The organism is Bacillus sp. CHD6a (assembly GCF_001293645.1).
Classification (GTDB): domain Bacteria; phylum Bacillota; class Bacilli; order Bacillales; family Bacillaceae_I; genus Sutcliffiella_A.
Genome location: NZ_LBMD01000002.1, coordinates 258214 through 270631, shown reverse-complemented (window position 1 = coordinate 270631; position 12418 = coordinate 258214). Strand labels below are relative to the sequence as shown.

The following is a 12418-nucleotide window of genomic DNA, read 5'->3' as shown; positions in this document are numbered from 1 at the left end:
TCCTCCCTTGTTTGTGTTTCACACTCGCTTTTCCAAATCTTTGGCCGTTTTGCTCGTTTCCACCTCTTTCTCGTTTTTAAGTGTGCCAAACAGCACATCCACAAAAGGCGTAGACACCCCGTACCAAAAATTTTCATTTTTAAAGTGATGCAGAATATGAGTCTTCTTCACCCATTTGCCAAATTTCGTCCGCGGTTTAATGGGACGGTGCGCAACATAGTGCTTCCACTCATAAATAAAGAGCATCATCATCAATCCACTTGCAAACGCCACCGTCAATCCCCAGCTGCCAGCGATTAAATAGAAGATTAAAGCGAGCACCGACAGATTCGGCATGCTGTACCAAAGCGGTAAGAATAACAAATGTAGATCATTTGGGTGTGTATGATGGTCATAATGGAGACGTTTTAACAGATTTAGTAAAAATTGATTTTTTGGCGGCTTCAGATGAAATACAAAACGGTGTGTAAGATACTCGCTGAACATGAAGGTCAGCATTCCTGACACAAACACCGCTAACGCCCCCCACGTCAACCCACTCCAACCAATCCACCCCATACTCGCAACAATCAGCATCATTAAAACAGTGATGTCTGGAAACAAAAAGAACTCCCTGTAGTACCCCTTCATCTCTCATACCCCCCTAGTTTTCGTTCATTTTACAGCGGATTTTTCCTCCCACATTTTAATGCTTTGTTCCATCATGTCGTGCACGAGCTGTTCCGCTTTGTCACCGTCTTTTTCTATAGCAGCTTTCATCAGCTTCAAATAATAGTTTTTGGAAGCTTCCCGGTTGGAGGCGTCTTGGAAGTAGTAGGTTGCCAGATTGAGATAAAGATGCCCAAAGCTATTAAGGATTAGTAGATAAATAGGATTCGACGCAGCAGCTGCAAGACCTCTTTGAAGATGCCAGTCGTACTCAGCAAATGAAACCGGGTTATCCTCAATGCTTTCGCTTTCTTTTAATAAAGAAATGACCTCCAAGGGTTTATGTAAAACTGCTCCTTTCACATAGGAGGGAGAAAGGTTTTTTCTAAGCTCGAGGAGATGGATGATAAATTCATTTGGAATCATATCCTCTTCATTCAGAATGTGGGCAATGGTCATGAGATTGCCCTCTCTCCAATAATCATTTACAGTAGCACGTTGGTTATGGCGAATCGTGAGCCATCCATCTCGTTCCAGCCGTTGGAGGACTTCACGAACGACGGGCCGTCCCACTCCAAATGTGGTTGCAAGTTCTCGTTCCGATGGTATTTGTGTGCCTGGCACAAATTCTTCCTTTAGTATTTTTTGAATAAATAACTTTTCGATTTTATCACTTACTCGCATATTGTTGAGAGTCCCTCCTTTTATAAAAAAACTGGTAATACCAAATTTATGTTTGGTATTACCAGTTTATCCTCAACTATTTTTAATTTCAATAATTTTCTGTTAATTACGCATACCACTTGTGCCACATTTTCTTGTTGTTGCCTCTTACAAAAGTATCAATTCTGCCCAAGCCCCATGAAACGGCTGCAGGATGGGATTGCACACCTCCACGTGGTGCACCAAGATTGCCCCACTCACTCCAACGTTGACCATTCCAATATTTCTGCCACATGCGGTTATCATCGCCTTTTACAAACACATCGATCCGATTTGGTGACCATGAAGCCGCAGCTGGTGCCCCTTCAAATCCGCCTCTTGGGGTACCGAGATTCTCCCATTGACTCCAGCTACTGCCGTCCCACCATTTGTGCCACATGCGTTCATTCAATCCTCTGACAAAGCAATCGATGCGGTTTGGCCCCCATGACACGGACCCTGGGGATCCCGTTAAGCCGCCTCGAGGTGCGCCAAGGTTTTCCCACTGACTCCAGCTCGATCCGTCCCACCACTTGTGCCACATATTATTGTCCATTCCTTGTACAAAGCAGTCTAAACGATTGACACTCCAAGAAGCTACAGATGGTGTTCCCTTAAAACCACCACGCGGGGAACCAAGATCTTCCCACTGACTCCAACGCTGTCCATCCCACCATTTGTGCCACATCCCTTCATTGGCACCGCGGGCAAACGTATCAATGCGGTTCTGTCCCCAAGATACAGCTCCAGGTGAACTTTTCAAGCCCCCTCGAGGTGCGCCAAGGTCATTCCAGCGACTCCAACGCCTTCCATTCCAGAACTTTTGCCATAAACGATTGTCTTCCCCGCGCACGAACGTGTCAAGACGATTGGCAGACCAAGATGAAACGGCAGGTGCCCCTTTCATTCCAAGTAAAGGCGACCCAAGATCTTCCCATTCCCGCCAGCTGGCCCGCATCTCATTTTCGTCATCTCTATAATACGGGTAAGGACGTGGACGAGGGTAATAGTACGGGTAATAATATGGTGCCGGATAATAGGGATAATAATAAGGATAATATGGCCTTGGCCGTGGATAGAAAAAAATCAGCCGCTCATCAGTTGGCGTTTGCCGATATGCATAAGGATTTTGACCAGAATTCTGATGTGAAAACATTTAAAAACCTCCCCTAACTAGACTTCTGCCTAATAACTTATGCAGAAAGAGTGTGGGGAGGTGCATGGTCTAAATGAATAGATGGTATAGGTTATAAGATTTGCTGAGCAATCAACCTGTCTAGCTTACGGATATCCACTTTCTTGCCCGTAAGACCTAAACGATTGACGAATCCTGCATGAAAGAAAGTGTTCTTTGGGAAAATTGAAGGAGGCAATCTAGCGAAAACCAGCAATTGATGGTTATATCCATTGAATAAATGATTTATCCATTGTAAAAGGGGATATATCCATTGTAAAAACAATATATCCATCATAAAAGTCATTTATCCATTGTAAAAACAATATATCCATCATAAAAGTCATTTATCCATTGTAAAAACAATATATCCATCTTAACTAGCCTTGCCGCCGAAACAAAAAGCAAAACTCCCACAACCGGTAGAGAGGTTCAGATCCCTCTTTATCTCTTTACCACTTCACCGCACAGCGGGTCAGACCCCTACTTCCTTCATGATCTCCTCCACGATAGGGTTATCCGTTTCAAGTCCGGTTATTTCTGTAATGGCTTGCTGAAATCCTTTTTCGCGGATTAGTTGTTTGATTGTCTGGGCTTCCTCATCATTTGGCGCATCGTATGTGATGGCGGCAGCGATTGCTTTTATCAGGTTTTTTGGAGGGTGACCGAAAAGCTCGAGGTATTGTTTTGCCGGTCCTACTAGGCGGTCGTTCCCACCGAGCTTTCTGAGCGGAGCGCGTCCTACCCTAGTGACATCATCAGTGATATAGGAATTCTCAAAACGCGAAAGGATCTTGTCGATGTATGCCTCATGTTCTTTTTTATCGAATCCGTATTTCCCCACAAGGACCATTCCTGTTTCCTTCAAAGCGGACTCCGCCACTTTACGGACTTCCCCATTTGTCAGTGATTCGTCTATCGTTTTGCAGCCCTTTTGATAACCCAAATAGGCAACTGCGGCATGTCCTGTATTCACCGTGAACAACTTTCGTTCAATATACGGTGCCAAATCACCGACAAATGTGATTCCTTCAATGGCCGGAGGTTCTCCAACAAGTGCAGTTTCATCCACTACCCACTCATAATACGGTTCCACTGTGACCATCAGCTTATCAGTGTTCGTTTGATTTGGAACAATTCTGTCAACAGCGGCATCTGGAAAAGCAAATAGCTCATCAAATAACACGATTTCTTCTGGTGCCAAATCTTCGTATACATGCTGTTTCAACAAGGAGCTTCCGCCAATAAGATTTTCACAAGCTATAATGTTTAATGGCGCATCGTTGGTTTCAAGACGTTTACGCAATCCACTTACAAGCGATTTCGCAATAATAGGAAGGATGGACGGGCCTACTGCAGTAGTAATGATATCCGCTTCCACTATCGCCTTTTCCAACCTGCCGCTATCTTTTATACTATTGATGGCCGACACATTACGTACAACCAACTCTTGTTGTGTCTTATCCGCCAGCACCACTCGATAAGCTTTCTTTTCATTTATCAAATCTACTATTTCACTGTTTACATCCACGAAAGTGGTGGCAAATCCTGCCTTGTAAAGCAAAGCTCCAATAAAGCCTCTGCCGATATTGCCTGCACCATAATGAAGTGCCTTCATGTTATTGAACCCCTTCAAATAATTCTAGGATCTCTTCAGCAGATGATGCCTTCACAATTTGTTGAACATTTTCTTCTTCAGAGCAGACAATCGCAATTTGCGAAAGAATTTCTAGGTGCTCATCGCCTTTCCCTGCTATGCCAATCAGTAATTTCACTTCATTTCCTGCTCCAAATTCCACACCTGCTGGAACTTGTACAATAGCAATCCCGGATTCTTTCACCGCTTTTTTTGCATCTTCTGTACCATGTGGAATCGCAACAAAATTACCCATGTAGGTGGATGTTAATTCCTCCCGTTCCAACATCTTTTCAATATATGTTTCATCTACGTATCCACGGTCCACTAACAATTGTCCTGTCTTTTTAATTGCTTCCTCTTTTGTCCCTACAGATTCGTTTAATAAGATATTTTCTTTAGCTAAGATTGGTAAGGTCATGATTCAAACACTCCTTAATTCAGTTAATTTTTCGTTAAAATAACGGTTTAATGTGGCAGCGAGATGATTTCCAATCGCAACCCCGTCCGTTGATTCAAATCGTGCAATGCTTCGGTCGTCTTCTATGATGGATGCACTTATATGACTCAGTACTTCTAATACCTCTTTTTCTGCCTTTGAGGGGGCAAGAAGAAGGAGGACTGACTCCACTTTCATGGGCTCCTGATCCATTCCTGTTGTCGGACATGAATGAGCTAATTTGTAAATAGAAAACGTTGGTTTAATAACAGCCTCACTTTTGGCGTGGAACAATGCCAGCTTTGTACCCGGTATCCCAAGTCCTCCGAGCCTCTCCCTCTCCAAAAGGTCTTTTAATACCTGAGTCACATCGGAGAGTTGCTCCAAATGTTGTAACTCCAAGCACAGAGTCTGCAACGCTGTCCTAATGGACTCGCCACCTTCCCCCTTCTTAAAAATAAAGCCCTTCAATAAGGTTGAAACTGCTTTGGAATAGAGAGAAACCTTTTCTAAATTATCTGCCACCGCTTCTTTAGAAAGATCTTGGGTATAAAAGGCTTCCTCTAGTTCTAGATTACCTTTTAACTCTATCAATTTGTTTTTATGCTGCTCATAGATATACTGTTTGATTTTATCTAATTCTTCATCTGTTAAAATTGGATTGACGATAAAATAGTCTCTGTTTAAATCAGGCAAACGAATAGTAGAGATGATCAGATCATAGTTTGCATCATCTAACTGATTCAACTCGAATAGAGATACATTCTGACATACTTTTATTTCAGGAATTTCTTTTTGAAGCCTTGTCGCAAGCATTTTTGAGGTTCCAATGCCTGTCGAACAAACGACAAGTGCCTGCAGTGGTCTGGCTTGATGGATGTTCAATAAGACAGAGCCAAAGTGCATGACCAGAAAACCGACTTCTTCTTCTGGAATCAAGAGATCAGGGAATGTCACCTCGACGCCTTCTTTAATAATGGAAAATAATTCAGCATATTCCGTTTTGATCCGATCTAAGAGCGGGTTTGTTATGCCCATGTTTTGCTTGATGCGGAATAACGCAGGACCAAGATGGGCAACAAGCCCCTGCAATAAAGAGGGATTATCTGAAAGATTTTGGTGGATCCTCTCTTCTACAAATCGGATGAGGTGCTTTGCTTTTAAGGCATCCTGCATTCCCGCTTCTTCTGCAAAATATTCCTTGTCCTGTCTTAACTTCGCTCCTCTTAGATGCATGGTGATGTAGCCAATTTCGGCGACTGGAATTTCTGTTTGATACACTTTTTCAAGCTTCTCAATGATTTTTTGGGCAATCATATATTCAGGAGTCCCTTCCAATTCTAAAAGGTAGCTCTGATCTATGGAAATATTTTCTCCACGCATGATTCGCTCCATCGCCAATGCCAAATGGACAACCAGCCCCATATACGCGCTATCCGCAATGGAATAGGGCAGTTCTTTGTTCATTTCATCCACTGTCCGCTCTACAATATGCAGATTTTTTTTCTCTACTAGACCAAGCAATCTTTCCGAAATCGGGTCGGATGACGGCTTACTCTTCTTTTGAATGCTTTCTTTTATAAGGCTCAGTAGTTCATACTCATCCACATTATCAGTGATTACCTTGCTCATCGCCTTACGCTTGTCATTCTCATCGCCTTCTATCTGTACACCATATCCTCTTTTTCGGATAAGTGATAGATTGCGAAATTGGTTTAGCTGTTCCTCCACTTTATTAAGATCATTGCTAACCGTCGCGATAGTGACATTCAAATCATTAGCAAGCGCAAACAACTTGACCGGTTCGACCGATTCCAATAGTGCACATAGAATAATTGTCTGCCTTTCTTCAGCGGTGTACTGATTATGATCTACATTGAAAAGAAAAAGCTTTAAATGTTCTATATTATCCGGTTCCCCGATTATCTGGACACCCACACCTGATTTCTTTAGTAAAGACAGCTGATACTGAGACAAGGTTCCCTCGACTTCTTTTAAATCACGGTGGATGGTTCGGGTACTTACATTTATTTCAATCGCTAGATCCCCGACTGTTATTTCTTTATCCGTCGATAAAAGAATCTCAAGGATCTGCCTTTCTCTTGCAGTAATATACATAGCGCTCACTCCAATACCCTTGGATGGTGACAATTTTTAAATACTATGTTTATAGTTTCATCATAAAACACAGATATTATTGATTCAATGAAAGGAAAGTAAGGATTCGTCAAAATTATTGTTGACAAAAGTTAATAATGACATCTTTTTTCATTCCCCCTGCATGCAAAAAAGAAGGAGAGAGTCCATGCTCTTTCCTCCTTATTTATTATTACTTTAGGTTTTCAATAAGCTCATCATATTTAGGACTGTTCAAGAAATTCTCAACAGAAATATGAGTCGCATTCGGATGCTTTGCCTTTGCACGGTCTGTTAAGTCTTTATGCGTGATGACGATGTCAGCATCCATTGGAATATTACTGATGGAGGAGTTCGCTACATCAACGGACAATCCTGCTTTTTTAACTTTATTCTTCATGATGGATGCACCCATGGCACTTGACCCCATTCCTGCATCACATGCAAAGATAATCTTGTTTACTTCTTTTTCTTCCACAGGAGTTTCTTTTTCTTTTGCAACAAGAGAGCTCGCTCTGCTTTCTTTCCCCTTTAGCGCAGATGTTTTTTCTGTTGCTTTTGCTAAATCATCATCTGTAGATTTAGAGCTTTTTAAGATGACAGATGCAATTATGAAGGAAACAGTAGTAGCTACAAGGACACCAGCCATGACTGCAAGGAATCCACCTCTTGGAGCCATAGCAGCTATAGCAAATATACTACCAGGTGATGGTGCAGCAACCAGCCCTCCGTTAAACAGTAAAAGCGTGAATACACCAGATGCTCCCCCACCAATTGCTGCCAAGATAAGTGCAGGTTTCATCAATATATATGGGAAGTAGATTTCATGAATCCCACCAAAGAAATGGATGATGGTTGCTCCAGATGCAGATTGTTTAGCCATTCCTTTTCCGAAAATGACAAATGCCAACAAGATTCCAAGACCTGGTCCAGGATTTGCTTCAAGTAGGAACAAGATAGACATGCCTTCACGTGCCGCCTGTTCAATACCAATAGGCCCTAAGATCCCATGGTTGATCGCATTGTTCAAGAAGAGAACCTTTGCCGGCTCGATAATGATACTTGCAATCGGAAGCAGGTTCGCCTGTACTAGCGTTTCTACTCCAGCCGCCAACGTTTTGTTCAAAGTTAATACAATCGGTCCGATACCTTTAAAACCAATAATCGTAAGGATACCGGCAATAATACCAGCAGAAAAGTTGTTCACAAGCATCTCAAACCCTTGTCGTACCTTTCCATCAATCGCTTGGTCAAATTTCTTGATCGCGTATCCACCAAGCGGACCCATTACCATTGCACCAAGGAACATTGGAATATCTGCTCCCACGATAACCCCCATGGTCGCAGTTGCCCCAACAACTCCGCCGCGCAGGTCATACACAAGGCGTCCTCCCGTAAAACCGATCAATATCGGCAATAGGAACGTAATCATTGGACCGACAAGAGTCGCTAGTTCCTCATTTGGCCACCAGCCAGTAGGTATGAATAATGCCGTGATAAGTCCCCATGCGATGAACGCCCCAATATTGGGCATGATCATACCACTAAGATGACTACCAAAACGCTGTATTTTCACTTTAAAATTAGAAGATGATTTTGTCTCAGAGCTCATTTTACTGCCCCCTTATCATAATATTCTTGCTTACTCTTATGATAAAGCGGTTTCACCAAACAATCCATTGTTACTAAAGACCCATTTGGCAAACGTATTGTTGACATAATTAAAATAAGCAAAAAAAGAGGGGTCAGACCCCTCTTTAACACTTTAACGCACAGCGGGTCAGACCCCTTCTTTAGTTCATCACCCATTTATCCTTCATAAACATAACTCTAGCAATCACAAATGCGATGATGATGCAGATTAGGTTGCTTCCGATCATGATGGTCAGGTGTTCGTAGTTGATGATGCCGAAGCTTAGTTCTTTTAGTACTGTGAAAATATTCATGATCGGTATTGCAAAGTGCTCGAATGATAATTCATTGATACCGATACCTGAGATGATCATGATTGGGAATACAGCAATCATCATGATTGGAGTACTGTAACTTTGCGATTCCTTTACTGTTTTACCCATGATGCTTGTAATCATCTGGAAGGTTGCCATAAACATGGCATAGACAACGGAAACCAAAATGGCAAATCCAACAACCAAGTACACATTTTCACCAAACGAAATGGCATTTTTCATATTCTCTGTTAAGAAGTTTATCTCTAAAGCCACTACAATCAACGTAACAATGCCAGTTAGAGCGCCAATAGTTGAAATAGTGAGCCATTTTGCTACTAACAAAGTCATGCGGTTTACTGGAGTCATCAATAATGCTTCCATTGTTTTCTTCTCTTTCTCTCCGGCAAATAAATCAGAGGCAGACGGGCCTGCGCCGATCCCTATCGCCAAAGCCAAAATTAATGGTACAAGCATGGCAACCATATTCACACCTGCTGTCTCTTCTGTCAGTTCTTTTTGATCAATCGTAAATGGTTGAACAAGCTTTTGAGAAGTACCTTCTGCTTCTAATCGATCTGCAATGACTAGTTTTTCATAGGCACCAAGAATAGTCGTGACCTGGCTCATTAACATAGAAGAGTTTTGACTAAAGGAATTTCCTATTAGCGTCACACCGGCCTCTTCTCCATTTTCCACTTTTTCTAAAAATCCGCTTTCCATGATCAATGCAGCCTGCGCTTCCCCTTCTTCCAATACTGCTTCCGGATCTGATGCTTTTACAAATTCAATATTTTCTACCCCTGCAAACAATGCTTCTTCCTGTTCACCAAATGTATCATTCACGGCAAGGGAGTAAATTTCCCCTTCCCCGTCTGACAGCATGTTTTCGTAAAACAACACAAGTCCTGTCATCATCACAATCGGTAATAACACGGTTAATAAAAGCGTTCGTCTGTCTCGGAATGAGTCTTTCATTTCTTTAATGTATATTTTACGAAGCATAGTGTTCGTTCCCCCTTACAAGTTTACTCATGAAAATATAGTTAAGGTCACGAGAACCTTCTGTTTTATATAAGGCTTCCAATGAGCCATGGTGAACGAGTTCCCCTTTATGCATCATCGCCACGGTATCGCACAGCATGCTCACTTCTTCCATGATGTGACTAGAAAAAATGATTGTTTTGCCATCGCGCTTCAACTGATGGACGAGCTGGCGAAATACATTAGAAGATGTTATGTCTAAACCGGTTGTTGGTTCATCGAACAAGATGATATCAGGGTTGTGAATCAACGTGCGGGCGATGGCTACTTTTTGACGCATCCCTTTTGAAAAGCCGCCGACTTTACGATTCAAGTAATCTTTCATCCCAAACATTTTCGCTAATTCTTCAATCCGCACCTTTGTCTCATGCTTGCTCATTCCGTATAGAGCCGCAAAATACTCCAGATTCTCGCGTGCTGTAAGGCGGTCATACAAGCCGGTCTCCCCGCCGAAAAGCACCCCGATTTTTCTTTTTATGGAGTCGGAATTCTTAACCGTATCAAAACCCGCCACACTGATTGACCCTTCAGTTGGAGTTAATAACGTTGCGATGGACCTTAGCAAGGTTGTCTTTCCAGCTCCGTTTTCTCCAAGCAATCCCACTACCTGCCCTTTGTTCACCGTAAAAGTTACATGCTTGAGCGCCGTCACATACGCCTTTTTATCTTGAAATTTCTTTGTTACTTGATTAATTTCGATCATATTATTTTCACCTCGTCTGTTTGATTTCTTGTTTTCATCATACAAACTATTGGCATATGAATCTCTAGTTATGTCGCGAATATTCCATTTGATGTCGCGAAAATGACCATTCTATCCTTTTTGATGGTAAAATAAAGATAATTACCATGAATATGGAATGTAACAATAACTTCAAGGTGAGGGTAAAACGATGCGAGTTGGTCTTGTAGATGACAGATACATAGATTTGGATAAACTAAATGGAATTGTGGGAGCCGTGCCGAATGTGGAAATCGTCTTCTCTACTCAATCTGCGGAAGAAGCCTATGAATATATTAAAAAAGAAGCAGTGGACCTTCTAATTGCAGACATTGAAATGCCCAACCTTTCCGGGTATGAGCTTGCAGACATCATCCACTCGCATGCATTGAACATCGCTGTAATTTTTGTTACTGGTAGCAGTGGCTATGCCGTACACGCATTTGAGTTAAACGTGCACGACTACATTATGAAGCCCTATCCAAAAGACCGTTTGGTAAAAAGTATGGAAAGGTTACTGGAGAAAACAAAGTCTGCTGAAATTGCTGGCAGGCTCTATCTTAAACAAAAAAACGACATCCATATTGTTCAAAAGAAGGACATCGTTTTTATTGAAAGATCTGGCCGCTCCACCACCATCTACACCAAAAGCGGCCCCATCAAAACCTACCAGACGTTAAATGAATTAGAAGGAGAACTTCGCGAGCGCGACTTTCTCCGCTCCCACCGGTCCTTTATCATAAACATTCATCACGTGAAAAACTTCTCCCTCTATGCCAAGAACTCATACATCGTAACGTTTGAAGGCATGGAGGAACAGGCGATGATTACCAAAGATAAAGTGGAATTTCTGCAAGAGAATTACTTTTAGTAAGGATTGATAGCCTTGAAGACTTCCTTCATTTACTCCGGGGCACTAGGTGTGCTTTTATTTTTGCATTTGCATGCACTCTTCGGCGAGTGGATTTCGTTTTTTGTTAGTTTCATGGTGGCTGCAGTATTGGCCATTTATTTTCATAGAAAAATAGTAGTGGAGATGGAAAGGTTAGGATGGAAAGCCAATAGTGGTCTGTGGATTGTGCAAGTGTTGGTTGTGACGATTGCTTTAGGTGTGTCCCTGCCTCCAAGGCTTGCGGTTGCACCGATGATCGTGTTTGTTGTCTGTGAATATGTACGGATAACGACTGGTCAGCATTTTATTCGATTGCAGCGCGAACTTGCTCAACACGAAGAGCAACGAGCTCATATCAATGAAACTTTCCGCATTGTCCGCAGCGAGCGACATGATTTTCTCAAGCATGTTTCAGCCGTCCACTTCATGTTAGAAAACGATAAGGCGCCAGAAGCAAAACTTTATCTTGATGACCTTGTGGAAAACTACGAAGAGACCAATTACTCTATAAGAGGAGAGCGCGGGGTTGTCGCTGGTGTGCTTCATCAAATGTATCGACGAGGCAAGGCTGCCGGAGTCAGTGTGGTGTATGATTTAGATCTGCCACTGTCTACGTTACCGATTGGGGACCAGCAAATAGTCGGGCTCCTCGGAAACCTATTGGACAACAGCCTTGACGCATGCGAAGAATGGCAGCGTGAGCGAGGTGGGCAAGCCATATTAACATTACAGTTTTATAAACGCAGCGGCCTATATATTTTGATCTGCAGAAATCATACCTTGCCTGTACCCGTGAATGTCTTGGACTCCCTGTTCGATACGTACGGACATACTACAAAGGGTGGCGGACACGAAGGATTAGGGACGAAAATAATGAAGGATATTGTGGAAGAGCACCAAGGTTTCTTGGATTTTGTATGTAAGGACGAGGAATTTACTGTAAAAATTAAAATCCCAGCAATACGGTAGTAGCGGAGGTTGTATTTGTTACGGCGCAATGCGACTTATCCATTGTAAATCCAATATATCCATGTTAGCCCACTCACGAAAAAAACAAAGCTCCCCAAAATGGGAGCTTTG

General features: G+C 42.4%; 11 protein-coding genes. 2 read left to right on the top strand and 9 right to left on the bottom strand.

The features are described from left to right. Nucleotides 1-18: 18 nt before the first annotated feature. From AAV98_RS04065 to AAV98_RS04015, 9 genes are all read right to left on the bottom strand, one after another. Nucleotides 19-630 (bottom strand): sterol desaturase family protein, encoded by a 612-nt coding sequence (locus tag AAV98_RS04065; RefSeq protein WP_060664271.1) that lies wholly within the window; start codon nt 628-630, stop codon nt 19-21. Between the two features lie 24 nt (nt 631-654). Beyond that, on the bottom strand, nt 655-1332 hold the full coding sequence (locus AAV98_RS04060; protein ID WP_060664270.1) for a GntR family transcriptional regulator: 678 nt from the start codon (nt 1330-1332) through the stop codon (nt 655-657). A gap of 106 nt (nt 1333-1438) precedes the next feature. Further along, nucleotides 1439-2506, bottom strand: a complete 1068-nt coding sequence (locus AAV98_RS20505) for a carbohydrate-binding protein (protein WP_197284226.1) — start codon at nt 2504-2506, stop codon at nt 1439-1441. A 493-nt stretch (nt 2507-2999) separates the two neighbouring features. Further along, on the bottom strand, nt 3000-4142 hold the full coding sequence (locus tag AAV98_RS04045; protein ID WP_060664267.1) for a mannitol-1-phosphate 5-dehydrogenase: 1143 nt from the start codon (nt 4140-4142) through the stop codon (nt 3000-3002). 1 nt (nt 4143) lies between these two features. Beyond that, nucleotides 4144-4581, bottom strand: a complete 438-nt coding sequence (locus AAV98_RS04040) for a PTS sugar transporter subunit IIA (protein WP_060664266.1) — start codon at nt 4579-4581, stop codon at nt 4144-4146. Nucleotides 4582-4584: 3 nt separating this feature from the next. After that, nucleotides 4585-6717: a BglG family transcription antiterminator gene (locus tag AAV98_RS04035; RefSeq protein WP_060664265.1), complete on the bottom strand. Its 2133-nt coding sequence runs from the start codon at nt 6715-6717 to the stop codon at nt 4585-4587. Between the two features lie 211 nt (nt 6718-6928). Next, entirely contained in the window at nt 6929-8347 is a 1419-nt protein-coding gene (locus AAV98_RS04030; RefSeq protein WP_060664264.1) for a PTS mannitol transporter subunit IICB, read from the bottom strand. A 181-nt stretch (nt 8348-8528) separates the two neighbouring features. Beyond that, nucleotides 8529-9686: an ABC transporter permease gene (locus AAV98_RS04020; RefSeq protein ID WP_060664262.1), complete on the bottom strand. Its 1158-nt coding sequence runs from the start codon at nt 9684-9686 to the stop codon at nt 8529-8531. Then, nucleotides 9676-10428 carry an ABC transporter ATP-binding protein gene (locus AAV98_RS04015; RefSeq protein ID WP_060664261.1) on the bottom strand — a complete coding sequence of 251 codons (753 nt, stop codon included), beginning with the start codon at nt 10426-10428 and terminating at the stop codon, nt 9676-9678. Before AAV98_RS04015 ends, AAV98_RS04020 begins: the two co-directional genes overlap by 11 nt. 190 nt (nt 10429-10618) lie before the next feature. Here AAV98_RS04015 and AAV98_RS04010 point away from each other — a divergent pair, with 190 nt between their 5' ends. Together AAV98_RS04010 and AAV98_RS04005 are read left to right on the top strand one after the other, a co-directional pair. Beyond that, nucleotides 10619-11317 (top strand): LytR/AlgR family response regulator transcription factor, encoded by a 699-nt coding sequence (locus AAV98_RS04010; protein ID WP_060664260.1) that lies wholly within the window; start codon nt 10619-10621, stop codon nt 11315-11317. A gap of 15 nt (nt 11318-11332) precedes the next feature. Further along, the gene (locus AAV98_RS04005) at nt 11333-12307 is read left to right on the top strand and encodes a sensor histidine kinase (protein ID WP_231687689.1); all 975 of its coding nucleotides are present in this window, start codon (nt 11333-11335) and stop codon (nt 12305-12307) included. Nucleotides 12308-12418 lie beyond the last annotated feature (111 nt).